The sequence below is a fragment of the Vreelandella sp. ssv genome, from assembly GCF_059448525.1.
Window position 1 is genome coordinate 1,766,701 of the sequence record NZ_CM182545.1, and the last position, 22,802, is coordinate 1,789,502.

The window sequence follows — 22,802 nt, forward strand, 5'->3', positions numbered from 1 at the left end:
TTAGCGCCGTTAATGAGATGTTCCGAGCAAAAAAAACGCCATGACAATCAAGCATGGCGTTTGGAGCGTTAGTCGGTCTCAATGTTCAGGCACGTTTGGCCGGTGCGCCGTTGGCGACGTAGTAGTCTACGCTGGCGCGAGGGAGCGGCTGGTGACCCTTGATACGGTCGGCGATTTTCTCCGCCAACATAATGGTGGGCGCATTTAAGTTGCCAGTAGGAATCACTGGAAACAGTGAGGCATCGACTACGCGCAGACCCTCAATGCCGTGTACACGTCCTTGACCATCGGTGACGGCCATCTCACCTTCGCCCATTCGACAGCTACCGCAAGGGTGGTAAGCGGTTTCTGCGTGCTCTTTAACAAAAGCATCCAGCTCTGCATCTGTCTGTACGTTCGGACCAGGTGCTATCTCACGACCACGGTATTTATCAAACGCTGGCTGGGCGATGATATCGCGGGTGAGGCGAATGGCGTCGCGGAACTCCTGCCAATCTTTGTCTTTGGCCATGTAGTTAAACAGAATGCTGGGCGCCGCGTGGGGATCCTTTGACGTCAGACGGATACGACCGCGACTTTCAGAGCGCATCGAGCCTACGTGGGCCTGGAAGCCGTGGGCCTGTACCGCGCTTTTACCGTTATAGCTGATCGCGATGGGCAGAAAGTGATACTGCAGATTGGGCCACTCCTCTTCATCGCGGCTGCGGATAAAGCCACAGGATTCAAACTGGTTGCTGGCACCTACACCGGTACCATTGAATAGCCATTCGGCACCAATCTTGGGTTGGTTGTACCACTTTAGCGCTGGGTAGAGCGAGATGGGCTCTTTGCACTCGTACTGGATATACATCTCCAGGTGGTCCTGGAGGTTTTCACCGACGCCGGGCAGGGCGTGTACCGTCTCGATACCCAGCTCCTTCAGCAGTTCCGGGTTGCCGATGCCCGAGCGCTGAAGAATTTGCGGGGAAGCGATGGCGCCACCGCACAGGAGTACTTCACGGCGGGCGTAGGCCTGCTGTTTTTCGCCTTTCTGCTCATAGCGCACACCCATTGCACGTTTACCCTCAAACTCAATAACGTCGGTAACGGCGTGAGTTTCGATGGTGAGGTTATGTCGCTGTTTGGCGGTATCCAGGTAGCCTCTAGCAGTAGAGGCGCGACGGCCTTTGGGCGTAACGAACCGATCCATGGGGCCAAAGCCTTCTTGCTGGTAGCCGTTGACATCTTCGGTTTCAGGATAGCCTGCCTGCTTTCCGGCTTCGATAAAGGTGCGGTAAAGCGGGTTATTATCCGCTTTCGGTGTGGTCACGCTAACCGGGCCATCGCCGCCATGATAGCTATTGGCGCCAGTGTCGCGGGTTTCGCACTTTTTGAAATAGGGCAGGCAGCTCAGGTAGTCCCAATCTTCAAGGCCCGGCTGTTTGGCCCAATTATCGTAATCGAGTGCATTGCCGCGGATATAGCACATGCCGTTAATCAGTGAGGAGCCACCCAGGCCTTTGCCACGGCCACACTCCATGCGGCGGCCGTCCATATACGGTTCGGGGTCGGTCTCGAATGCCCAGTTGTAGCGCTTACCCTGTAATGGGAAGGCGAGAGCCGCCGGCATTTGAGTGCGGAAATCGAAGCGGTAGTCCGGCCCACCCGCTTCCAGCAGCAGTACGCTGACGCTGCTGTCTTCGGTGAGGCGGGTAGCGAGCACGTTGCCCGCCGAGCCTGCACCGATAATGATGTAATCAAATTCGCGTGGTTGAGACATAAAAACTCCTTAAAACACCGACTCAAACGGGCCCATTTCAATCTGTACGGACTTGGTTTGGGTATAGTGATTAAGCGTCTCGATACCGTTTTCACGACCAATGCCAGACTCTTTGTAACCACCTACCGGCATTTCGGAAGGTGACTCACCCCAGGTGTTGATCCAGCAAATACCCGCTTCCAGCTGATGAATAACGCGGTGAGCACGGTTCAGGCTTTCGCTGAAGACCCCAGCGGCAAGGCCATAGGTGGTGTCGTTGGCGCGGCGAATGACTTCTGCTTCGTCATCAAAGGCGAGTACCGACATCACGGGGCCGAAGATCTCTTCACGCACAATGCTCATTTCGTCGGTGCAGTCGGTGAAGACCGTCGGTGCGGCCCAGGCGCCATCGGCGAAGCTGCCAGTATTCCAGTCGTCACCACCCACGAGTAGGCGAGCACCTTGCTCTTTGCCCAGGGCAATATACGAAAGCACTTTTTCCTGGTGCTCAAAGCTGACCAGCGGCCCAAAATTGACACTAGGGTCCATCGGGTCGCCTGCCTTGATACGTTTGACGCGCTCTACCAACTTGGCTTCAAAGGCCTCTTTAACGCTGCGCTCAACAAATACCCGCGTGCCGTTGGTACAGATTTGGCCGCTGGAGTAAAAGTTAGCCATCATGGCGGCATCAGCTGCACGGTCGAGATCGGCATCTGCAAAAACCAGCAGTGGCGATTTTCCGCCCAGTTCCATCGTCACATCTTTTAGTGTCGAGCTGGCGGCGGCAGCCATGACTTTTTTACCGGTGCCCGCCTCGCCGGTGAACGAGACTTTAGCGATGCCAGGATGCTCGGTGAGCATGACGCCCACTCGGCCATCACCTTGAACGACGTTGAAAACGCCGTTGGGCAGGCCGGCTTCGGTAAAGATTTCCGCCAGTTTCATCACGGTAAGCGGGGTGACTTCGCTGGGCTTAAATACTACCGCGTTGCCTGCGGCTAGTGCTGGCGCCGCTTTCCAACAGGCGATCTGAATCGGGTAGTTCCAGGCACCAATAGCGCCGATCACGCCCAACGGCTCGCGGCGAGTGTAGACAAAGGAGCTATCGCGTAATGGGATCTGGCTGCCTTCGATGGCAGGCGCTAGGCCAGCGTAGTATTCCAGGGCGTCTGCACCGGTAACGATATCTACGCTAGCGGTTTCACTGATCGGCTTGCCGGTGTTACGGGTTTCAAGCTCGGCAAGCTCGTCATTGCGCTCTCTTAACAGCGCAACAGCGCGCAGTAAAATGCGCGAACGCTCCATGCCTGTCATTGCAGCCCACTCACGCTGGCCACGCTGAGCGGCTTCAACAGCCGTATTGACATCTGATTGGCTGGCTTGGCCAATAGTGGCTAGCAGGCTGCCATCAAAAGGATTAGTAACGGTGAAAGTATCGCCTGAAGTTGCGTCTACCTGACGACCATCAATGTAAAGTGGCTGTACGTTTTGATCGGTCATACAGTTCTCCTAATAAGTGTAAAAATTAGCTGTAAATGTTGGATTCTGTTTTGGTGTATCCATGATGAGCAAAAAGCTGGTCGAGATAGGTGTGGGCAAGGTGTCGGGCTTCTTCCGCATCAAGGCCTTCTGGTGTCAAAGCGCCGCGCAGCCATAAACCATCAATCATGGCAGCCAGACCGCGAGCCGCGTTACGTGCCTTGGAGCGGGGCATCACGCGTTTAAACTGGTCACATAAATTGCTGTAAAGACGGCGATCATTGACGTTTTGCAACCGCTGCAGCATGGGTTTATGCATGCTGCTGGCCCAGAAGGCTAACCACGTTTTGGCGGCAGGGCCGGTGACCTGAGTACGGTCAAAGTTACCCTCGATAATGGCGCCGATATGAGCACGCGGGGAGTCGTCTTCCAACGCATGACGGCGGACGGCAACGGCATCCGCAAGGTCAGTTAGGATTTGCCGCATCGTGGCCTCTAGAAGGCCATCTTTACCACCAAAATAATGGCTGATAATGCCTGCTGAAACACCTGCATGGCGGGCAATGCGCATGACGGTGGTTTCGGCCAGACCGACCTCATCAATGGCTGCCATGGTGGCGGTAATTAACTGTTGGCGGCGTATCGGTTCCATTCCCACCTTTGGCACAGCGTTCTCCTAATTCGTTGAATGCCATACGTGGGTCGTTGCTTGAAACCCAGTCGTAGACATGATTACCTAACAATGATGGCATTTTTTTATTGAACGTTCAATCAACAAAAAGGCGCTGAAGATTTCTATTTACTGCGACCACGGCAGCTACTGAGTGTTCGTATCTATGTAATGGGCAACAATCTAATCAAGGGGACAACGATGATGAGCAAAACTTCTTCATGCTACGCAGGTGCTTTATTGCTGGCAGCGGGCTTGCCAGCGGCAGCTTTTGCAAATGAGTGCAGCAGCGTGCGCTTTGCAGAAGTCGGTTGGACCGATATTACTGCAACCACGGCTTTAGCCAGTGAAGTCCTCGAAGGGCTTGGCTATGAACCAAGTGTCGACACGGTTTCCGTACCGATTGCCTATGCCGGTATGCGAAACAACGATTTTGATGTTTTTCTGGGTAACTGGATGCCTTCAATGGCGTCTATTAGCGACCCCTACATCGAGCGCGGTGAAGTCGAGCGTTTGGTAGCCAATCTGGAAGGGGCCAAATACACTTTGGCGGTGCCGCAATATGTTTACGATGCGGGTGTGACGTCGGTTAATGATTTGGCAGAGCATGCGGATCAATTTGAGCGCAGCGTGCACGGTATTGAAGCGGGTAACGATGGTAATGAGCTAATCGAGCAGATGATTGATGACGATGCTTACGGTTTAGGTGATTGGCAGGTAATCGATTCCAGCGAAGCGGGGATGCTGGCTGAGCTAAGCGCCCGGGTACCCAATGAGCAGTGGATGGTGTTTTTGGGCTGGGAGCCGCACCCCATGAACTCTAATTTCGAAATGGCCTATCTGTCGGATGCCGATGACTATTTCGGCCCAGATTTGGGTGGCGCGACGGTACACACCAATACACGTGCTGGTTTCGTAGAGGAGTGCCCCAATGTGGGCGCGTTATTACGCAATATGACCTTTACGCTGGAAATGGAAAACCAGCTAATGAGCGCTATTATGGATGATGGTGAAGATCCCCGTGATGCTGCGCGAGACTACTTGAAAGCCAACGATGGTCTGTTGGATGAGTGGTTGGAGGGCGTGACAACGCGTGACGGCGAGCCTGGAGCAGAGGCGGTGCGCGCCGCTATTCAGTAAGTCAAATTCGATACGCATTGTTGACTAGCAGGGCAAGCCGTATCCGGCTTGCCTTTCATCATTAAGGTAGGCATAATCTGCACCCGTTGATGAGGGAAAGGCTACGTAGCTCAGCTGGTTAGAGCACATCACTCATAATGATGGGGTCCCCTGTTCAAATCAGGGCGTAGCCACCACATCAGCATTAGCGCACTTACTTATAGAACTAGAGCGTGCCGTTATGGTGGCCCCTTAGGTCCTCCCGCAACGCTAAACTGCGAACCCCGCCAGGCCCGGAAGGGAGCAACGGTAGTGGTGGCTGCGTGTGCCGGGATGTGGCTTTTGGGGCCGCCTCCATTTGTTGACGCTCTCACCTATTATGTATGTATGCTCGGCATAATTCCCCACTAAATAAACCTCATTTTTTTCGGCGCTTTTTCATTACGCCCCTCCAGTAAGCACCTTCCCCAGCATTAATTCGGCAAGAAGCATCTGTTTCGGCTTTGATTGCTTTATACCCCTTTGAACCCGCTACGTTTGAGTCTTGTTCACGACATAGCTCGTTAATTGTCAGTCCCGTTTCTGCTTCGCCCAGGAATCCAATGATCTGTTCTTCGCTGAAACGCTTTTTAATGTCCAGTCTCCTTACCCATGGGATAAGCCTCAAAAGCGAAGCGCTACTCAAACAGGCGGGGGCGTCGCGAGAGTCATTTATATTCGGTCCGTCGCTGGCCTATCAGCTATTTCTGCTACTTCTCCAATGGGCGGAAAGTCTTGGGCGGTCAGCGTTTCGCGCTCAAGCAGCATGGCGGCGCCGGTCTCCAGTACCTTACGACGGCGGGTCAGGATCTGGGTGGCGCTGTCAAAAGCGTCGTCGACCAGCCTGCGTATGGCGGTATCGATTTCACGGGCGGTTTCCTCGGAATAGCTCTTGGGCTTTGCGAGACCAAATTTGTCGCCTAGAAAGGCTTGTCGGTCTTCCTCATAAATGACTTGACCGCCTTCCTCGCTCATCCCGAATTGGGTGACCATACTACGGGCAATATCGGTAACCTTAGCCAAATCATCAGCCGCTCCAGTGGAGATTTCGTTGAAGATCATACGCTCGGCGGCACGACCGCCCATCAGCACCGCCATGCGGCTTTTCAGATCGGAAACCGTTTGCAGGAAACGCTCCTCTGTGGGGCGCTGGATTGTGTAGCCCAAGGCGCCAACCCCACGTGGAATGATAGAGATTTTGTGTACGGGGTCCATTCCAGGCAACGAAGCGGCGACGAGAGCATGCCCCATTTCATGATGCGCTACCACGCGTCGCTCATGTTCATTAAGCACGCGGCTTTTCTTCTCTAGTCCTGCAACGATACGTTCTACGGCGAGTGTAAAATCGCTTAGTGTCACCGCATCGGCATCACGGCGCGTGGCTAGTAGAGCCGCCTCATTGACTAGGTTGGCTAGATCAGCACCGGTAAATCCTGGGGTCAGGGCGGCTATCTGCTCGGCATCGACATCGGACGCTAGCTTGTTTAGGTGCTTGAGATGTACGTTGAGAATGTCAATACGTCCCCGACGCTCGGGTCGATCGACCAAGACTTGACGGTCGAAGCGTCCTGCACGTAGTAGGGCAGGATCAAGGATCTCGGGACGGTTAGTCGCAGCCAGAAGTACAATCCCGGATGAGGTATCAAAGCCATCTAGTTCAGTTAATAGCTGGTTGAGGGTCTGCTCCTTTTCGTCATGACCGCCACCGAGCATGCCCAGCCCTCGGGCGCGGCCAAGCGCATCTAGTTCATCAATAAAAATGATGCACGGTGTGGCTTTTGCAGCTTGGTCAAAGAGGTCTCGTACTCGGGCAGCCCCCACGCCGACGAACATCTCTACGAATTCGGACCCTGAAATCGAAAAGAATGGAACGCCGGCTTCGCCAGCCACGGCACGAGCCAGCAGCGTCTTGCCGGTACCTGGTGGGCCGACCAAAAGTATGCCCTTCGGCACGTGAGCCCCTAGCCGACCGTAACGCTGCGGGTCGCGCAAAAAGGCCACGACTTCCTTGAGTTCGTCCTTGGCTTCGTCAATGCCAGCCACGTCGGCGAAGGTCACCTTGGTTTCAGTCTCAACATAAACACGGGCTTTCGATTTGCCCAATGTCATCATGCTGCCGAGGCCTCCTTGACTTGATACCATGCGGCGCAGGAAAAATCCCCAGATAGCGAACAAAAGCAGGAATGGCAAGAGCCAAGAAAGTAGAGAGGTCAGCCATGACTTACTAGGCGCGCCATTGAACGTGACATCGTATTGGTCCAGTTCATTGGCCAAGGTCGGGTCAATGCGATAGGTGGTGAAGCCAGTAGTACCGTCGGAGAGTGGCGTATTGTAGGTGCCTTTGATCCGCTCTGAACTAATATCCAGCGTGTTGATGAGGCCTTGCTCAAGATGATGACGAAATTCGGAATAGGGAATCGGTTCGTAGGAACGCCCCTCCGCAATGAAATCCTGAGCCAACAGGACAAAAATATAGGCGAAAATAAAAAAGAGGATATATGCTTGGTAACGTTTGTCCATGCTAACCTCAATGCGGCTTTCTAGAAGGCTTTATAGCGCCTGATCATCAAGATCTTTATTCAGAGCGCCACTGTTTTCCTGAGTAGACATGATGTATCCGTTAATGTTGGTTAGTAAGTTGCTCTGTTGAGATTGATCGGTATATGACATCTAATACATTGATACAAATCGCGTTATGCTCACACTTGTTTTAATCGGAGCGACGGGCGCGCTATGCCATTACTGCAGTCTGAGCAAGATCAAACAACATCAACGCTGAACATCGTGGCTGTGACTAAAGATCTTCCAATTTTTCCATGTCTCTTATCATGCGCATGATTTCATGTTGCTCTAAAGCGAGGAGGCCTTTCAATAATTCCTCAGAGGACGATGCTTCAGCCCGCGTTGATAAATAGCGATATAGATCAATGATGCGTTCATGTGCTGCTAATAAAGATCGCATCACTTCGCCAGCATTCATGTTGGCAAAGTTTAAATTTCCCAATGTTTCAAGCTTGAAAGGTTGCTTGTCAAAATATTCTGCACACCACGTTTGGAGCGCGGCTTTCTCGGCATCTTTCTCACTCAGCGCTATGACCCGGCTAAGCTCTTGTTCATGTTGGGAAAGATAGTCAAATAACATGTGAAGCTTTTCTTGCTGGGCGTCCCTTGCGGCGCACTTCAGTTTATCGGCCAGGTTGGCATGCAACCGCCGGGTCAGTTCCAGTATGTCTTTGATGGTTTCAACCGTCATGCCCTTTGCCTAGCTCAGGTTGGCTCTTGTTGTAAAAAGTGATGCGATACTGGGCTGAATCTTTAGATTTCACACCAAATGCGTTCTCTTAAGTCATCGCTGAGCTTTGATACCTTACGCACGCGTTTTAAAGTTGCTTCCGTCATATCACCCGTGATTTCGTGATAGCAGGACGCCATAGAGGAAGGTGTTAGCAGACCCTCAAGACCCAGCATGTAACTTGTCAGCTTGCCGCAGGAAATCGTCACGGTTGAAAAGAAATCGAGTTCGTGACGCGTTGCGTCATTCAGTGTTTCTAACCAGATACGCTGTAACTTGATCGCAGTGTTAGTGGATTCCATCCAAGGTTGAGACCACAAAACGAGCAAATTTTCTGTGACGGGCGCTTGCAAAGGGTGTTTTGTAAGATCTGACGTTATCATTTTCTTGTCCTCTTTGAAGATAAGACCCTATAGACAGTTTTAATGTCATTGTAATATTGTCTTTTTCAACTAGTTGAATATTATGATTATTATTGAATCGTATTGTTGAAAATCATGATTACATGGGTCAGCCGACACCGTTGGTTTATTACTCCTATACAGACAGTAAGCTAGAGCCCAGCAATGACTTTCAAGTAGTATAGATGAGATGAGCACGCAAAAAACTTGACCGTGGACAGCTTTATAGCTTGAAATTTTTTATGAATAGGATGCTTGTTTTAAAGGTGAGTGCTGCTTCTAAGAGTGCTATACCTAGTTGTTTTTGAAAATGCTATCTTAAAGAGCTAGAGCTCTACTTAGTGCTGTAGTGATAAAGCATGGATGATCGGTTAATTATAAAGGTGATCATATTTTAGCTGATATTGATATTTTCAATATCGATATAAAAAAATGACAGGTATTATGGGAAATGAGCTTGCTCTCATACTGAGGTGCCCGATTACTTCTGGATTCATAGAATAACCGCAGCACTTTGTGACCTTCCCCCCCGCAATTAACACCATGAACTCGATGAAATTTCCAGCTAACTTTGGTGAACGGAGAGCTCACAATGAAAATGCTACTGCGATGGCTGGTGAGCCTCGCGGCGCTTTTAGCGCTGCTGTTAATGGGGCCTGTCTGGTTATTGGCCAGTAACCAAGTCGTAATCGATGGACACTGGTCCTCGCTTGATCGCACTTCCGCTGGCATAGCGCCAGATCCCGCGGAGAGTTCTGAAGCCGTGGTTCAAGTCTATTCCGCTCGTGCTTATAACTGGCGCGGGGCTTTTGGCGAGCATATATGGATTGCGACCAAGGCGGAAAACGCCGATAGCTATCGACTTCATCAAGTGCTGAGCTGGCGCCGCCCTACGGTGGTCTCTTCCATCGATACGCCTGATCGGGCTTGGTTTGGCAATCCGCCTACACTGCTGGCTGACTATCGTGGTGATGCCGCTGCTCAGATGATACCGCAGATAGAGTCCGCCGCCGCAGGCTATCCCCAATTCCACTTATATCGCGTATGGCCTGGGCCGAATAGCAATAGCTTTATCGCTTGGGTAATACGCGAAGTACCCGGTTTTGAGGTGACGCTCCCGGTGACTGCTATCGGCAAGGACTATATTTTCAATGGCGTTTTTGCGGCTGCGCCCAGCGGTACCGGTTATCAGCTCTCATTGGGTGGGGTGGTAGGCTTAATGGTGGCGCGGGAGGAGGGTATTGAACTCAATCTCTTAGGGTTGAGCTTTGGTATCGACGTTATGCGACCGGCTGTGAAGCTACCGGGCATAGGTCGTTTGGGTATGCCCGCAAAAGTGTTGGGAGGCTGACCCTATTAGTAAAAGCTGCGCCAATGTATTTGCAGATACTTTTTTATTCAACTAGTATCTGTGGATGAAGAGTGAAGGCTAAGAGGGTAGCTATGCAAACGGCACACGACATTTCCCAAAACAGGGCAGCCGCGGCGGCAGGCTTGAAAGCGGCTGTGCGCATTCTGGATAAGTGGCGAGCATCTGGCGAGCAGGGTGAAGCGATTTTGCGCGTTTCGCATAGCACTTACTCGCGTGCCCGGCGGGGGGATCTTGTCGAGATCAAATTAGATAGCGACCAGCTAACTCGGATCAGCTACTTACTCAACATCCACGCTGCGCTGCGGATGATATTTGATAACCCAGAAAACCTTTATGGGTTCGTCAACTTGATGAATCACAATCCCTACTTTAATGGCCGCACGCCGCTCGAAATTATCGGCTCCGGTGATTTTGCGGCGCTCTACGAAACCTTTAAGCGTATCGATAGCCTGCGGGGAAGCCAGTGGTAAAGGTCGCTGATTTGCAGACTCTGCCCCCTGGAAACGTCACCGGTTATCGCTTAGTCAATAGTAAGTTTCCGCCGATTGACCTATTCGATGATGTGGCGAGCGCTGAAGAGTTTGCCGCGCTCCATGCGCTACAGGCATTAACCAATCCGCGTTTACAAAATGAAGTGGGTAATTTAGCGCTGCTACCACCGGAGCAAATTCCTTTTGGAATACGTGGGTGCTCATATGCGGTTGCGCCTTTTACCCATGTAAACCCGCAGGGTTCTCGCTTTAGCGATGGCAGTTTTGGCGTGCTCTATTTTGCCGATACGCTTGAAACGGCGATTGCCGAAGTAAAGTATCACCAGCAGGTGTATTGGCAAAATGTGCCAGAATTGCACTACGAACGGTTCGTCTTTCGTGGTTTAAAAGCCATTTTTGATCAGGGTGGTTTTTACGATGCGCTCGTTTTACCTATTGAGCATGCTATTTATACGCTCGATGATTACTCAACCTCGCAGCCATTCGGTGCCGACATACGCCGGTGTGGGGTTGGGCTTCGCTACCACTCTGTTCGCAAGTTTAATGCAAACTGTTGGGCGCTAATGACACCAAGCTGTGTGGCTGACATTATCCAAACCACTCATCTGGAAATGATTTGGAACGGCGCCATTACTCAAGTGAATCATCTGCGTTTTTCCCACCGATGACGAGCCGCGGGGTTAGTTGTGTTGCTGCTCTGTAAAGCGCTGCATGATGGCGAGGGTTTCATCGCTCACATGATGCTCCATGCCTTCAGCGTCAATACGTGCAGTAGCATCTCTCACGCCAAGGGCGCGCAAAAAGTGCAGCACGATATCGTGGCGGGCGCGTGACGTTTCCGCCATTTTTTGCCCCGTTTCGGTGAGAAACAGCGAGCGATAGGGCTTGCTAGTGACCAACTCCAGCTCATTTAAGCGCCGAATCATTTTTGAAACCGTCGCCTGGCTGACCGCCATACGGTTGGCGATGTCCGCCGCGCGCGCTTCGCCGCGGTGTGCCAGCAGGTCGCCAATTAACTCAACGTAGTCTTCGATCAGTTCGGTTTCGTGGGCATTGCGCACCGTTGCATACTGTTGAGCATGCTGCTCCACGGGAGGCAGGGCATCGCCAGGAATGCTTGGGGTGGTCAATGAAGCGTTCGGATTAAAATCAGTCATTGGCGAATTATATCGGAAGCAGTGGTAATAATCATTGGATCGTACGTGGGATAGTAGCCTATTTTTGAGCATAATTGTTAGCCAAGGCTAAACTGTTTGCACAGAGCTTTGTTATTGAGATGCCGTCTACTGATAGGTAACGCAATAAGGGAGGGTAATAATGAACAAGCGCAATCTTTGTATGGCCATGAGCCTAACGCTGTGGCTAAGCGCCGCGATGGCTACTGCTCAGACGGAGGCCGGTTAATTATAGAGGTATTGGCCCGCGAGCGCTTAGCCGGGCGAACGGTGATTAGGGTGACTCACAACATGCCGGGAGCCCGCCATCACGTCGTCCATGTGGTGCTGATGCGTTTTTGGCGCCATCGTCAAATGGGTTAGTATTGCGTACTTAAGCATTTAAAGCGGCGGTGACTGCAGGCATTCCCAGGTTTTCTCGGCAATACCTATGCCAGCACCGGTCATCAGCAAATACGTTTGATCTACTCCAGCGGTATGCAGCGGTTCGGCTTCATCTTGAAAGTGAATTCCTGCAATGATGTGCCCAGTGAAGCCTGCTTTACGCAGTTCGCGAGTGGCTATAAGCTTGCTCTCAAGTTCCGGCGTGGCCAGCGTTACAGCGGTTATTTGCGCAATAGGCAGGTGATGCCAAAATCCCACATCTTCGATATCACCATAAAAAACATGCCGTTGAGTATTGATTTTATTGGGATCTGAATCGATTCCCACGGCAGACAAGCCTTTATCGGTAAAAAAGTCGTAGGCGGCGTTACCGGTTCGCCCCATGCCTAGCACTAAGACGGTGGCGTTACCTAAATCCACTGGCTGTTCGTCAGGATGTCGTGCGTACCGCTCAAAACGTAACAGGCGTTTCTCCCAGCGATCAAAAAGCTGGTGGGCAGCGCGATTCAGCGGTGCGGCGATGACAAACGACAAGGCAACGGTAATTGCCAAGGGAACAAGCCACTCTTGCAAAATGCTGGCAGCTACAATCAGGCCAAACTCACTATAAGCCGTCAGGCTCAATCCACCCAGAAAGGCGTTGCGTGTTCTGATGCGAAAAGCAATCAGTAGGGCGAAAAACAGCACTCCTTTAAGTGGCAGCAGAATAGCCAGGATGACTGCAAATAGAAGTGCTTCTTTATCGGGTAAGCCGGCCATGCCTATCTGTAGAAAGAAGCTGATTAACAGTACTTCTTTCAGCCCCCATAGCGCCTTAGATAATTCTTGCGCGCGTGGGTGTTTGGCCAGCAGCAGGCCCATGACCAGGGCTCCTACTTCTGAGCTTAATCCCACTGCTTCAAAGCCCATGCCGCCAACGGCAATCGCCAGTACAGCGCCTAGCAGCACCAATAGTTCATCGTGCTGCGCCGCGTTCATAAGCCAATAAAGTACTGGCCTGAATAGAGGCACCAAAAATACCAGCGCAGCCCAGGGGCTAGGGGAATCACCGCTATAGATGCTGAGAACCGCTAAAGCCACCAGGTCTTGAATAATCAGAATGCCAATCGCAATTCGGCCGTGTAGGGCACGTAATTCGCGTTTGCTTTCGAGTACCTTGGCCGCTAATACGGTGCTTGAAAAAGACAGTGCAGTGGCCAGCAGGATTGCTTTATCCAGGGGTAGCGATAGGAAAATGACAAAACCAGAGGTAAACAACAGGCAGGTAATTGTCAAGTGTATAAAGGCGCTCCCCAGTACAACGGGTTCTGCCAAGCTGCGGATATTGAGTTTAAGACCAATGGTGAACAGCAGTAGCAGAACCCCCAAATGGGCAAGGTGTTCAAGCAGTGGCCCCGCATCACTTGGGAGCCCAATACTGGGACCAAAGGCATTGAGTGCAAACCCTGCTGATAAGAACCCCACGAGTGGCGGTAAACTTAGCTGGCGTGCGGCGATACCAAAGATAAACGCTACCGATAGAATAACCACTTCAAACATGCTGGGTCCCTAGAATATGCAATAGAGCCGACTATCTTCCAACTCGCCAGTGCTTTTGCATTTCTATAAAAGTGAACGATGCTGACCAAGTGATCAATACAAAGCCTGTCAAAGCTAACGTGCCGTAGAGAAAACGTACCGGCCCAATGGCATATATATCGCCATAACCCACGGTGGTATAGGTCACCGCAGAGAAGAAGATATAGTCAAGGATGTTGAAGCTGTCGTAACCATGTAAAGCACCAATGCTTAATTGCTCGGTAAGCCACCAGCCAGTGATGCCAAATAGCCAAATTTCGACAATGTGGGTCATTAATACCCCAAACGCCATCACTAGGATGCGTTGCCGATGTGGTCTTCGAGATTTTTCTATTTGGCGCGAGATAATCCACAGGGCTTCATAGTGAAGCAGCACCGCAATGACCACGGTAACAAAAGTGGTTACCACCACGGCGATATGCTCAGGGTAAGGAATAGTCATCTTAACAAGTTATCAACCTTTGCTCGTTAGCATAAACGTGTGCCTAGAAGCAGCAAGTTGGCATCCGCGTGCTGCCATCCCCACCAGGCGAGCAATAAAAAGATAAGCAGCAGAAGGGCTGCCATTAGCTTGAGCAAATGATGGATTGTCATGGGGTCACCGTTGTTGCCTGCGAGCGCTCTAGCGGCTTCTCGCTAATAAACCAATGCAGCGCAGCGGCCACCACAGAGAGAACGATAGCAATTTGCCATACTGTATTGTAGTGACCGGTAAGGTCGTAAAAATAGCCGCCAAGCCAAACGCCCATAAAAGAGCCTAACTGGTGAAATAGAAATACAATGCCGCCCAGCATGGAGAGGTGGCGCACACCAAATACCGAAGCCACAATGCCATTGGTTAGCGGAACAGTGGAGAGCCATAGTAACCCCATGGAGATACCAAATACATAAGCGCTTATAGGGCTTAACGGCAAATAAACAAACGCCGTAATCACCACGCCGCGAACCAAATAGAGCCAGGTTAGCAGCTTGGGCTTGGACCAAATGCCGCCCATCCAGCCTGCGGTATAGGTGCCAACTATGTTAAATAAACCCACTAAGGCCAGCACCGTTGTTCCTACCTGAACGGCAAGACCGTTATCAAACAGGTAGCCGGGTAGGTGTACGGCAATAAACACCACCTGAAAACCACACACAAAAAAGCCTAAACAGAGCAGCCAGAAACCCTTTTGGCCCGCTGCCTCATTAAGGGCGTCTTTTAGGCTTAAATCGGAGGCGGTTTTGGCCGAAGGTTTGTCGCGTAGCATGGCCCCCAGTGGAATAATAATAGTGGCAATGGCCGCCATGGCCATAAGTGCTGCCGCCCAGCCTAGCCATTCGATTAAACCAAGCGTACCGGGCAACATGGCAAACTGACCAAACGAGCCTGCGGCGCTCACAATCCCCATGGCCATGCTGCGCTTTTCGGGTGCTACCGCGCGGCCAACAGCGCCCAAAATGACGGAGAACGTTGTGCCTGATAAACCTAGGCCTATCAACAGTCCGGCGCTGAGAGTCATCCCCAACACCGAGGTTGAGAGGCTCATGAACAGTAGCCCCAGCCCATACAGCAAGCCGCCAACGACAATGATTTTAGTGGCACCGAAGCGGTCAGCCAGAGCCCCGGTAAAAGGCTGTGACAAGCCCCACACTAGGTTTTGCAACGCGAGCGCAAAAGCAAACACGCCGCGTCCCCAGTCTAAGTCGCTGCTCAGCGGCTCCATAAATAGGCCGAAGCCATGGCGTAAGCCCATGGCCGTCGAAATAACCAAACTTCCTAAAATAATTAGCAGTAGCGAGTGATGTCGGACGAGAGCCATGGTGTTCTCTTTATTGGCAGGCTAACAGTCGAGTCACTATCGCATGGGTTGTACGCTTTTAGAAGCTGCCAAATAGCATGCCAAGAGTAATCTCTAGAATCGGTGGGTGATGTTAGTTTTGCATTTTTAATCTGCTAAAATCCGCTCCCTTCGCCTTTAATGACCTCTCAATAGCTCTAGGGATCTTCATGAATGCAGTAATTCTTGCGGTACTGGTGATGGTGTTCCTGTCGCTAGCCCGTGTATCAGTAGTATTCGCGCTTGTGGTGGGCGCTTTAGTCGGTGGTTTAGTGGGTGGGTTATCGCTTGAGCAAACGCTGGATGCATTTAATGAAGGCGTTGGCGGAGGGGCTCAAGTGGCACTGGCTTACGCTACTTTAGGGGCATTTGCGGTAGCTATTTCCCGTTCGGGGCTGCCGGACATGTTGGCAAACCGATTGATAACTCTGTTAGGTAAAGAAACCACTGCCACGCATCAGGCGCGGGTCAAAATGCTGCTGCTAACAGCTGTGTTGTTGGTGGCTATCTCTTCGCAGAATGCTATCCCGGTACATATCGCCTTTATACCGGTGCTGATTCCGCCGCTGCTAACCGTGATGAACCGCTTGAAGCTCGACCGTCGCGCGGTGGCATGTGCGCTGACCTTTGGTCTAACCGCGCCCTATATGCTGCTGCCGGTAGGTTTTGGGGCGATTTTTCTAAACGATATTCTATTGGCAAACTTAAATAGCGCTGGCGAACCGTTAGGTTTGGAGATTACCCGTGGCATGGTGCCGATGGCCATGGCCATACCGGTCGGGGGCATGGCGCTAGGGCTAATCGTTGCGCTGCTATGGAGTTACCGTCGCCCGCGTGAATACCAAGCCGAAGATATCGCTAACGCCAACGTTAGTGAAGGCCATAAGCCCGCCAAGCCGCATATGCTGGGGCTTGTGATGTCGGGGGTTGCGATTGTCGCAGCACTCGGACTTCAGCTTTATAGCGGCTCAATGATACTGGGTGGTTTGGTAGGGATTGGCCTGCTTTCAATGGGCGGCATCTTTAAGTGGCGTGAAGCTGACGATCTATTTACCAGCGGCATGCGCATGATGGCGCTGATCGGCTTTATCATGATTTCTGCGGCGGGCTTTGCAGAGGTAATGAAAACTACCGGTGAAATTGATGCATTGGTATCGGGGGCTTTTGCACTTTTCGGTGATAACCGCGGCTTAGCCGCATTAGTAATGCTGCTGGTAGGGCTATTTATTACCCTGGGCATTGGCTCGTCTTTCTCAACCATCCCGATTATTGCGGCGATTTTTGTGCCCTTGGCGGTACAGTTTGGCTTTTCGCCTATGGCCACCGTCGTGTTGGTCGGCACCGCAGCAGCATTGGGTGATGCGGGCTCCCCGGCGTCAGACTCAACCTTGGGGCCAACATCGGGCCTAAACGTTGATCGTCAGCATGATCATATGTGGGACAGCGTGGTGCCGACGTTTCTGCACTACAACATTCCATTAGTAGGCTTTGGCTGGCTAGCGGCGATGATGCTGTAAGTGAGAACGTGCAAAACTAACAAGGGACAACGTTGTTGTCCCTTTTTTTGCTTTTCAATACTTTACTGTTTAGGCAGATGGCTTTCAAACGCGCTTAATAGTCCTCGCAGTAGCGAAAGCTCTTTGCGGCTGGGTTGGGCGCGGGCGAAGAGGGCTTGAAGCTGCTCTTCGGTGCGGGCATGGGGCTGGGTTAAAAAGCCGCTCTCCTGCATTAAGCGGCCCAGGTGCGCCTGAAAGTGTAAGAACTGTTCGCGGCTAGGCGGCGTTGCTTCTAGCGGGCGCTGATAAGCAAAGCCGCTATCCTCACATTTACGCCAGGCACGGTGTACTTCATAAGCCAGTATCTGCACCGCCTGGGATAAATTTAGAATGCCGTAATCTGGGTTGGCGGGAATACTCACCTGATGCGTGCAGCAGCGGATCTCATCTTTGGTCAGCCCGGAACGCTCGCGTCCAAACACCAGTGCCACTGGCGCTGTTTGTGCGTTCTGAATAACGTCTGCCGCCATCTCATCGGGTTCGTCAAAGTGGGGCAAGGGCAGGCTGCGCAAGCGTGCGCTGGCACCAACCACCTGAACGCAGTCGTTAACCGCTTCCTCCAGTGTTGTCACTACCCGTGCATTGTCCAGAACATCAGTGGCCCCTGCGGAAAGGCGAGTCGCTTCCTCATCAGGAAACATGCGTGGGTTGACCAGCACCAGCTCGGTTAAGCCCATGGTCTTCATGGCGCGCGCCGCAGCGCCGATATTGCCCGGGTGGAAGGTCTGAACGAGTACGATACGAATATGCTGCAACATGCGCTGATTTCGCCCTATAGCCTTATAAAAATCGCGCTGATAGTACCACGTTAGCTCTGCGCAATGGGACGGAGGCAATGGGTCTAACGACTCACAAAAACGCAACAACCCCGCACAAGGCGGGGTTGTTGGTGACTACCTTAATCGCTAGCAGTCTTGAGCAGAGGGCTCAGGGTGCATTACATCATGCCGCCCATACCACCCATTCCGCCCATGCCACCCATGTCAGGGCCAGCTTCTTTCTCTTCCGGATCTTCAGCGATCATGCACTCGGTGGTGATCATCAGACCAGCAACAGAACCAGCGGACTGCAGCGCAGTACGGGTAACTTTAGCCGGATCCAGAACGCCCATTTCGAACAGGTCACCAAATTCACCCGTTTGTGCGTTGTAACCGAAGTTGCCAGTTTCATCTTTCACACGGTTGATAACAACGGCGGGCTCTTCACCAGCGTTAGCAACGATTTGACGCAGCGGTGATTGCATCGCACGTAGCGCCATGTTGATACCGTGGTTCTGGTCTTCGTTGTCACCGGTCAGGCCTTGTACTTTCGCCATGACGCGAACCAGTGCGGTACCGCCACCAGGTACAACGCCTTCTTCAACGGCTGCACGAGTAGAGTGCAGAGCGTCTTCAACGCGGGCTTTCTTCTCTTTCATTTCCACTTCGGTGGCAGCACCGACGCGGATAACGGCAACACCGCCTGCTAGTTTGGCAACGCGCTCTTGCAGCTTCTCTTTATCGTAGTCAGAAGAGGTGTCTTCGATTTGCGCGCGGATCTGGTTAACGCGTGCTTCGATATCGCCTTCTGCACCAGCGCCATCGATGATGGTGGTGTTCTCTTTAGACATGGTCATGCGCTTGGCGGTACCCAGGTGATCCAGGTTCACTTGCTCAAGCGTCAGGCCGACTTCTTCAGAGATGACCGTGCCGTTGGTCAGGATAGCGATATCCTGCAGCATGGATTTACGACGGTCACCGAAACCAGGTGCTTTAGCAGCGGCTACTTTAACGATACCGCGCATGTTATTAACAACCAGCGTTGCCAGTGCTTCGCCTTCGATATCTTCAGCGATGATGGCCAGCGGCTTGCCTTGTTTAGCAACGGCTTCTAGTACCGGCAGCAGCTCACGGATGTTGGAGATCTTTTTATCCACTAACAGGATGTAAGGATCTTCCAGTTCAACCGTCATTGTGTCCTGGTTGGTGACGAAGTAAGGAGACAGGTAGCCGCGATCAAACTGCATACCTTCAACGACTTCCAGCTCGTCTTCAAAGCCACGGCCTTCATCAACAGTGATGACGCCTTCTTTGCCGACTTTTTCCATCGCTTCGGCGATGATTTCACCGATGCGCTTGTCACCGTTCGCAGAGATGGTGCCTACCTGTGCAATCGACTTGGTGTCGGTGCAAGGTACAGACATCGCCTTGATTTCTTTAACGGCAGCGTTAACGGCTTGATCGATGCCGCGCTTAAGATCCATCGGGTTCATGCCGGCTGTAACGCCTTTCAAACCTTCAGCGATAATCGCTTGGGCCAGAACGGTGGCGGTGGTGGTACCGTCACCAGCGGCGTCAGAAGTCTGTGAAGCAACTTCTTTAACCATCTGTGCGCCCATGTTCTCGAACTTGTCTTTCAGTTCGATCTCTTTGGCAACTGAAACGCCGTCTTTCGTAACGGTCGGCGAGCCGAAGGATTTTTCAAGTACTACATTACGGCCTTTAGGACCGAGAGTTACTTTTACCGCGTTGGCGAGAACGTCAACACCGCGCGCCATGCGCTTACGGGCATCATCTGAAAACTTAACTTGTTTAGCTGACATATCTGCTACTTCCTAAATTGAATGCAAAACGTGAAAGTAAATAATCGAGGTGCTCATCAATCAAATGTGAGCCACAACGACTGTTAGCCTTCAACAACCGCAAGAATATCGGCTTCGCTCATGATCAAGACTTCTTCGCCGTCGACTTTCTGTTTCTCGACGCCATAGCCATCTTTAAAGATCACGTTATCGCCAACTTTAACGTCGAGAGGACGGACATCGCCATTTTCGAGAATGCGGCCATTACCGACAGCAAGAATTTCGCCACGCGTCGGCTTTTCTGCTGCATTGCCCGGAAGCACGATGCCGCCTGCGGTTTTCTGCTCTTCTTCAACGCGACGGACGATGACACGATCGTGCAAAGGACGGATATTCATTCACGTTCTCCTGAGTAGGGTTGAAGCCCAGATAGGGCGGTTAGCTAAAATGAGTTCTCAAGGGTGTGACCCGCGAGAAGTGAAGACCTTTCAGTCTTCATTGTTAATGGCAGCTACCGTCTAGATCGCTGCCGAATTTGTGTGCTGGTTGAAAAATGGGGGCTGAGGATGGCCTTTCAAGGGGGAGGGTAATAAAAAATTGCTTTTTTGCCGATTTTCTTCCAAGGCAAGCCTTAATGGCGGCTAGGAGGCTCGTCACGGCTAATAAAATCACCCTCAATCGGGCCTTCCTGTTGAGTGGTGTTTGAGTTGTGGTGTTCATTCGGCCGGGCCGAGGAAGGGTTTGAATTTTGCTGCTGGCTGGCTATTTTTTTCAGGCCAAGCCAAGTAAGTGCTTTAAACATCAATTGACGTGCGTTGGGTATTAGGCACGCAAGGCCAAGCGCATCAGATAAAAAGCCTGGCGCCATTAGTAAGGCACCACCAAAAATAAGGGCCGCGCCTGTCAATAACTCACTGGAGGGGATTTCACCAACCTGCATACGCTCTCGAGCGCGGGCAAAGGTTGATACACCCTCTTTGCGAATAAGGTGTAACCCGGCAAAGCCTGTACCGAGGACTAGGAGTAAAGTGGTGAGTAAGCCGATCTGGCTGCCGATTGAAAAAAGAACCACAAAATCAAGTAGCGTGAAGAGTGATATAAAAATAAGGATGGGCATGGTTAACTCCAGAAAACGGCTTCATAACAGTCGTAATTGCCTAATATGGTGCCAGAAACGCACATAACAAGCACCTAACGATGCGCCTGGTTACTGTGATAAAGCTCGTTTTAAGCCAATAATTATTCTATGCTGCAATGCACAATAGAGATGATTGTTACTGCCGTAAGGAGTCAATAATGGTATTTGCCGAAAAAGTAATCGCCGTCACTGGCGGGGCGCGTGGGCTGGGGTATGCCGTGGCGTTGCGTTTGGGAAAGCAGGGCGCGCGTATGGCGCTTTTGGATATGAGCGCTGAAGCGTTGGATCAGGCGGTATCAAAGCTTTCTGCAGAGGGTGTCGATGCTCAAGCGTTTGTGGTGAATGTCGCTGAAGAAGACTCAGTGATTCAAGCGTTTGCAGATATCGCACAGCGAATGGGATCCATTAGTGGCTGTGTTAACAATGCGGGTATTACCCAGGATGCACTGCTGGTAAAAGCCAAAGAAGGGCGCGTGGAAAAACGCATGTCCTTGGAGGCTTGGCAAAAGGTGATCAATGTTAATTTAACCGGCGTTTTTCTGTGTGGGCGGGAGGCGGCCACGCAGATGATCGAAGCAGGACATAAGGGGGTCATCGTTAATATCTCGAGTATTTCTCGGGCGGGTAATATGGGGCAAAGCAACTACGCTGCTGCCAAAGCTGGCGTACATGCACTCACCGTGACCTGGAGCCAAGAGTTGATGCGCTATGGCATTCGCACCGGCACCGTAGCGCCTGGGTTTATTGCTACCGAAATGACCGCTGCAATGCGTCCCGACATGTTAGAACGCATCTCATCCAGTGTGCCGCTTAAGCGGTTAGGTGAGCCTGATGATATTGCCCAAAGCGTCGCCTTTATTCTTGAAAACGACTACTTTACTGGTCGGATCATTGAGTGTGATGGCGGGTTGCGGCTGTAGTTCTTCTGCAGTGGTTACGCCAGGATAGGGGTGAGGCAAAGAGATGGGCGGCCCGGTGAGGCCGCCCGCAGTAAACCTTCGGGTTGATCTAAAAATAGTCGCGGCTAATTTCACGCTGAAAATACATCTCCAGGCGTAGTGTCATGGCCCACCGAGGATCGTAGCTAACGTCCCGTTGAAAGTGCAGTTCCGGTATGACATCGGCAAATAAAATGCCTTTATGAATGTCGCGACGATAACGCGTTTGCAGATAGTAATTGGTCATGCGGGGATTTGAGGCGCTTTCACCAATGGCAATTGCCGAGTACCGCAGGGCGCTGCGGCGGTTGATACGGTGATTGAGTTCGGCAATTTCACTGTATTCAAGCGTATCTTCTTCTTCACGCCACTGAACGGTAGTGATAAATCTTAGGTGGCGACGTTCGCTCAAAGGGCGACCCACATCCCAGCGCGTTCGGGCCGAATACCCCTCGTTATTGAACCAGGAAATACGGTTGTTCGACTCAAGCTGCCAGGGCCCTTCGCCTAGCTGCCACAGTCGTTCGCTGGTAAAACGCGCGTAAGGATCCAGTGGAAGACGTAGGCGAATACCGGCCCCCACACGGTTGCTCCAGTTTTCGCGCTTGTCTCTACTTTCCAGCCAATCCAAGCCTAACGTAGAGCTTCTACGATCACGCTGATCATTGGCAAGCCGCCCAGAGCCTTGCTCTTCGAGCGTCCCTTGAGACTCTTCCGGGTCACTTTCGATCACCAGCCGCAATCGTTCTTCCGAAGTGGGTAGGTCTATACGGTAGCGAAGCGACGTGTCGCCCTGGGTTCCATCTCCTTCCATCCAATCAATTTCTTGACCAAACCTTAGGTAGGACTCGTTCTCCGCCTGCATGTGATCGTCTGTACCAAAAAAGCCATCAATGCGTCGCGAGGTATCATCTACCCAGTTACCTACGCTTTCGCGAAACGGCTCAACGCGCTCTTCGGCCCACTCGGGTAAGTCGCTATCTTCCTCTTCGGCATAAGCATTTGCTGCTACGGTTGTCATTATGCCGAGCCAGCAGAAGGTTAGGATTTTATGC

23 protein-coding genes, 1 tRNA gene, 1 other RNA gene and 2 pseudogenes are annotated in these 22,802 nt (G+C 51.9%); 9 read left to right on the forward strand and 18 right to left on the reverse strand.

The genetic code is table 11. The features are described from left to right. Nucleotides 1-85: 85 nt before the first annotated feature. From betA to betI, 3 genes are read right to left on the reverse strand one after another with little or no spacing between them, the layout of a single operon-like run. A complete protein-coding gene (gene betA / locus AC5TBW_RS08045; protein ID WP_495511556.1) occupies nucleotides 86-1,759 on the reverse strand; it encodes a choline dehydrogenase in 1,674 nt (557 codons plus the stop codon). Nucleotides 1,760-1,768: 9 nt separating this feature from the next. Further along, a complete protein-coding gene (gene betB, locus AC5TBW_RS08050) occupies nucleotides 1,769-3,238 on the reverse strand; it encodes a betaine-aldehyde dehydrogenase (RefSeq protein WP_495511557.1) in 1,470 nt (489 codons plus the stop codon). A gap of 25 nt (nucleotides 3,239-3,263) precedes the next feature. Beyond that, nucleotides 3,264-3,884, reverse strand: coding sequence for a transcriptional regulator BetI (gene betI, locus AC5TBW_RS08055; RefSeq protein WP_495511558.1), 621 nt, complete (start codon nucleotides 3,882-3,884; stop codon nucleotides 3,264-3,266). Between the two features lie 204 nt (nucleotides 3,885-4,088). Between betI and AC5TBW_RS08060 the strand changes: the two genes are divergently transcribed. From AC5TBW_RS08060 to ffs, 3 genes are all read left to right on the forward strand, one after another. Further along, nucleotides 4,089-5,027: a choline ABC transporter substrate-binding protein gene (locus AC5TBW_RS08060; RefSeq protein WP_495511559.1), complete on the forward strand. Its 939-nt coding sequence runs from the start codon at nucleotides 4,089-4,091 to the stop codon at nucleotides 5,025-5,027. 99 nt (nucleotides 5,028-5,126) lie between these two features. Beyond that, nucleotides 5,127-5,203 (forward strand) — tRNA-Met (locus AC5TBW_RS08065). Nucleotides 5,204-5,257: 54 nt separating this feature from the next. Then, an RNA gene (ffs, locus tag AC5TBW_RS08070) (signal recognition particle sRNA small type) lies at nucleotides 5,258-5,354 on the forward strand. A gap of 202 nt (nucleotides 5,355-5,556) precedes the next feature. Here ffs and AC5TBW_RS08075 read toward each other — a convergent pair. From AC5TBW_RS08075 to AC5TBW_RS08090, 4 genes and pseudogenes are all read right to left on the reverse strand, one after another. Next, a pseudogene (locus tag AC5TBW_RS08075) lies at nucleotides 5,557-5,640 on the reverse strand (transposase); the annotation flags it as partial. A gap of 77 nt (nucleotides 5,641-5,717) precedes the next feature. Next, nucleotides 5,718-7,565: an ATP-dependent zinc metalloprotease FtsH gene (ftsH, locus tag AC5TBW_RS08080; protein ID WP_495511560.1), complete on the reverse strand. Its 1,848-nt coding sequence runs from the start codon at nucleotides 7,563-7,565 to the stop codon at nucleotides 5,718-5,720. A 274-nt stretch (nucleotides 7,566-7,839) separates the two neighbouring features. Further along, entirely contained in the window at nucleotides 7,840-8,298 is a 459-nt protein-coding gene (locus AC5TBW_RS08085) for a hypothetical protein (RefSeq protein ID WP_495511561.1), read from the reverse strand. A 62-nt stretch (nucleotides 8,299-8,360) separates the two neighbouring features. Next, the gene (locus tag AC5TBW_RS08090; RefSeq protein WP_495511562.1) at nucleotides 8,361-8,720 is read right to left on the reverse strand and encodes a hypothetical protein; all 360 of its coding nucleotides are present in this window, start codon (nucleotides 8,718-8,720) and stop codon (nucleotides 8,361-8,363) included. Between the two features lie 610 nt (nucleotides 8,721-9,330). Here AC5TBW_RS08090 and AC5TBW_RS08095 point away from each other — a divergent pair. The 3 genes from AC5TBW_RS08095 to AC5TBW_RS08105 all read left to right on the forward strand — a co-directional run bounded on the left by AC5TBW_RS08095 (nucleotide 9,331) and on the right by AC5TBW_RS08105 (nucleotide 11,269). Then, the gene (locus tag AC5TBW_RS08095; protein ID WP_495511563.1) at nucleotides 9,331-10,089 is read left to right on the forward strand and encodes a DUF3750 domain-containing protein; all 759 of its coding nucleotides are present in this window, start codon (nucleotides 9,331-9,333) and stop codon (nucleotides 10,087-10,089) included. 92 nt (nucleotides 10,090-10,181) lie between these two features. Beyond that, a complete protein-coding gene (locus AC5TBW_RS08100; RefSeq protein WP_495511564.1) occupies nucleotides 10,182-10,580 on the forward strand; it encodes an antitoxin Xre-like helix-turn-helix domain-containing protein in 399 nt (132 codons plus the stop codon). Between the two features lie 11 nt (nucleotides 10,581-10,591). Next, nucleotides 10,592-11,269 (forward strand): RES family NAD+ phosphorylase, encoded by a 678-nt coding sequence (locus AC5TBW_RS08105; RefSeq protein WP_495511565.1) that lies wholly within the window; start codon nucleotides 10,592-10,594, stop codon nucleotides 11,267-11,269. 12 nt (nucleotides 11,270-11,281) lie between these two features. Here the strand turns inward: AC5TBW_RS08105 and mntR are convergent, their stop codons facing one another. Then, nucleotides 11,282-11,758 (reverse strand): manganese-binding transcriptional regulator MntR, encoded by a 477-nt coding sequence (gene mntR, locus AC5TBW_RS08110; protein ID WP_495511566.1) that lies wholly within the window; start codon nucleotides 11,756-11,758, stop codon nucleotides 11,282-11,284. 201 nt (nucleotides 11,759-11,959) lie between these two features. On the opposite strand from mntR, the gene AC5TBW_RS08115 reads away from it, so the two are divergent. Further along, nucleotides 11,960-12,139, forward strand: a complete 180-nt coding sequence (locus AC5TBW_RS08115) for a hypothetical protein (protein ID WP_495511567.1) — start codon at nucleotides 11,960-11,962, stop codon at nucleotides 12,137-12,139. An 18-nt stretch (nucleotides 12,140-12,157) separates the two neighbouring features. On the opposite strand, the gene AC5TBW_RS08120 is transcribed toward AC5TBW_RS08115, so the two are convergent. The 5 genes and pseudogenes from AC5TBW_RS08120 to AC5TBW_RS08140 all read right to left on the reverse strand — a co-directional run bounded on the left by AC5TBW_RS08120 (nucleotide 12,158) and on the right by AC5TBW_RS08140 (nucleotide 15,537). Further along, nucleotides 12,158-12,580, reverse strand: a complete 423-nt coding sequence (locus AC5TBW_RS08120) for an NAD-binding protein (protein WP_495511933.1) — start codon at nucleotides 12,578-12,580, stop codon at nucleotides 12,158-12,160. Between the two features lie 111 nt (nucleotides 12,581-12,691). Then, nucleotides 12,692-13,699 (reverse strand): annotated as a pseudogene (locus AC5TBW_RS08125) (cation:proton antiporter domain-containing protein); the annotation flags it as partial. Nucleotides 13,700-13,730: 31 nt separating this feature from the next. Then, nucleotides 13,731-14,180, reverse strand: coding sequence for an ion channel (locus AC5TBW_RS08130; RefSeq protein WP_495511568.1), 450 nt, complete (start codon nucleotides 14,178-14,180; stop codon nucleotides 13,731-13,733). Between the two features lie 26 nt (nucleotides 14,181-14,206). Further along, the gene (locus tag AC5TBW_RS08135; protein WP_495511569.1) at nucleotides 14,207-14,332 is read right to left on the reverse strand and encodes a hypothetical protein; all 126 of its coding nucleotides are present in this window, start codon (nucleotides 14,330-14,332) and stop codon (nucleotides 14,207-14,209) included. Further along, nucleotides 14,329-15,537 carry an MFS transporter gene (locus AC5TBW_RS08140; RefSeq protein WP_495511570.1) on the reverse strand — a complete coding sequence of 403 codons (1,209 nt, stop codon included), beginning with the start codon at nucleotides 15,535-15,537 and terminating at the stop codon, nucleotides 14,329-14,331. The genes AC5TBW_RS08135 and AC5TBW_RS08140 overlap by 4 nt, the downstream gene beginning before the upstream one ends. Before the next feature lie 188 nt (nucleotides 15,538-15,725). On the opposite strand from AC5TBW_RS08140, the gene AC5TBW_RS08145 reads away from it, so the two are divergent. Next, nucleotides 15,726-17,072, forward strand: coding sequence for a Na+/H+ antiporter family protein (locus AC5TBW_RS08145; protein WP_495511571.1), 1,347 nt, complete (start codon nucleotides 15,726-15,728; stop codon nucleotides 17,070-17,072). Nucleotides 17,073-17,134: 62 nt separating this feature from the next. Here the strand turns inward: AC5TBW_RS08145 and AC5TBW_RS08150 are convergent, their stop codons facing one another. From AC5TBW_RS08150 to AC5TBW_RS08165, 4 genes are all read right to left on the reverse strand, one after another. After that, entirely contained in the window at nucleotides 17,135-17,869 is a 735-nt protein-coding gene (locus AC5TBW_RS08150) for an RNA methyltransferase (protein ID WP_495511572.1), read from the reverse strand. A 179-nt stretch (nucleotides 17,870-18,048) separates the two neighbouring features. Beyond that, nucleotides 18,049-19,692, reverse strand: coding sequence for a chaperonin GroEL (gene groL / locus AC5TBW_RS08155; RefSeq protein WP_495511573.1), 1,644 nt, complete (start codon nucleotides 19,690-19,692; stop codon nucleotides 18,049-18,051). An 83-nt stretch (nucleotides 19,693-19,775) separates the two neighbouring features. Then, nucleotides 19,776-20,069, reverse strand: coding sequence for a co-chaperone GroES (locus AC5TBW_RS08160; RefSeq protein ID WP_008956441.1), 294 nt, complete (start codon nucleotides 20,067-20,069; stop codon nucleotides 19,776-19,778). Between the two features lie 233 nt (nucleotides 20,070-20,302). Beyond that, entirely contained in the window at nucleotides 20,303-20,788 is a 486-nt protein-coding gene (locus tag AC5TBW_RS08165) for an FxsA family protein (RefSeq protein WP_495511574.1), read from the reverse strand. A gap of 179 nt (nucleotides 20,789-20,967) precedes the next feature. Here AC5TBW_RS08165 and AC5TBW_RS08170 point away from each other — a divergent pair, with 179 nt between their 5' ends. After that, nucleotides 20,968-21,729 carry an SDR family oxidoreductase gene (locus AC5TBW_RS08170; protein ID WP_495511575.1) on the forward strand — a complete coding sequence of 254 codons (762 nt, stop codon included), beginning with the start codon at nucleotides 20,968-20,970 and terminating at the stop codon, nucleotides 21,727-21,729. Nucleotides 21,730-21,817: 88 nt separating this feature from the next. On the opposite strand, the gene AC5TBW_RS08175 is transcribed toward AC5TBW_RS08170, so the two are convergent. Beyond that, the gene (locus tag AC5TBW_RS08175; protein ID WP_495511576.1) at nucleotides 21,818-22,768 is read right to left on the reverse strand and encodes a hypothetical protein; all 951 of its coding nucleotides are present in this window, start codon (nucleotides 22,766-22,768) and stop codon (nucleotides 21,818-21,820) included. Nucleotides 22,769-22,802 lie beyond the last annotated feature (34 nt).

What these genes read in the sequence shown, in the direction of transcription:
- betA (WP_495511556.1), bottom strand. Translation starts at nt 1,759, where the DNA reads ATGTCTCAACCACGCGAATTTGATTACATCATTATCGGTGCAGGCTCG.
- betB (WP_495511557.1), bottom strand. Translation starts at nt 3,238, where the DNA reads ATGACCGATCAAAACGTACAGCCACTTTACATTGATGGTCGTCAGGTA.
- AC5TBW_RS08060 (WP_495511559.1), top strand. Translation starts at nt 4,089, where the DNA reads ATGATGAGCAAAACTTCTTCATGCTACGCAGGTGCTTTATTGCTGGCA.
- ftsH (WP_495511560.1), bottom strand. Translation starts at nt 7,565, where the DNA reads ATGGACAAACGTTACCAAGCATATATCCTCTTTTTTATTTTCGCCTAT.
- AC5TBW_RS08085 (WP_495511561.1), bottom strand. Translation starts at nt 8,298, where the DNA reads ATGACGGTTGAAACCATCAAAGACATACTGGAACTGACCCGGCGGTTG.
- AC5TBW_RS08090 (WP_495511562.1), bottom strand. Translation starts at nt 8,720, where the DNA reads ATGATAACGTCAGATCTTACAAAACACCCTTTGCAAGCGCCCGTCACA.
- AC5TBW_RS08095 (WP_495511563.1), top strand. Translation starts at nt 9,331, where the DNA reads ATGAAAATGCTACTGCGATGGCTGGTGAGCCTCGCGGCGCTTTTAGCG.
- AC5TBW_RS08100 (WP_495511564.1), top strand. Translation starts at nt 10,182, where the DNA reads ATGCAAACGGCACACGACATTTCCCAAAACAGGGCAGCCGCGGCGGCA.
- mntR (WP_495511566.1), bottom strand. Translation starts at nt 11,758, where the DNA reads ATGACTGATTTTAATCCGAACGCTTCATTGACCACCCCAAGCATTCCT.
- AC5TBW_RS08130 (WP_495511568.1), bottom strand. Translation starts at nt 14,180, where the DNA reads ATGACTATTCCTTACCCTGAGCATATCGCCGTGGTGGTAACCACTTTT.
- AC5TBW_RS08135 (WP_495511569.1), bottom strand. Translation starts at nt 14,332, where the DNA reads ATGACAATCCATCATTTGCTCAAGCTAATGGCAGCCCTTCTGCTGCTT.
- AC5TBW_RS08140 (WP_495511570.1), bottom strand. Translation starts at nt 15,537, where the DNA reads ATGGCTCTCGTCCGACATCACTCGCTACTGCTAATTATTTTAGGAAGT.
- AC5TBW_RS08145 (WP_495511571.1), top strand. Translation starts at nt 15,726, where the DNA reads ATGAATGCAGTAATTCTTGCGGTACTGGTGATGGTGTTCCTGTCGCTA.
- AC5TBW_RS08150 (WP_495511572.1), bottom strand. Translation starts at nt 17,869, where the DNA reads ATGTTGCAGCATATTCGTATCGTACTCGTTCAGACCTTCCACCCGGGC.
- groL (WP_495511573.1), bottom strand. Translation starts at nt 19,692, where the DNA reads ATGTCAGCTAAACAAGTTAAGTTTTCAGATGATGCCCGTAAGCGCATG.
- AC5TBW_RS08160 (WP_008956441.1), bottom strand. Translation starts at nt 20,069, where the DNA reads ATGAATATCCGTCCTTTGCACGATCGTGTCATCGTCCGTCGCGTTGAA.
- AC5TBW_RS08165 (WP_495511574.1), bottom strand. Translation starts at nt 20,788, where the DNA reads ATGCCCATCCTTATTTTTATATCACTCTTCACGCTACTTGATTTTGTG.
- AC5TBW_RS08170 (WP_495511575.1), top strand. Translation starts at nt 20,968, where the DNA reads ATGGTATTTGCCGAAAAAGTAATCGCCGTCACTGGCGGGGCGCGTGGG.
- AC5TBW_RS08175 (WP_495511576.1), bottom strand. Translation starts at nt 22,768, where the DNA reads ATGACAACCGTAGCAGCAAATGCTTATGCCGAAGAGGAAGATAGCGAC.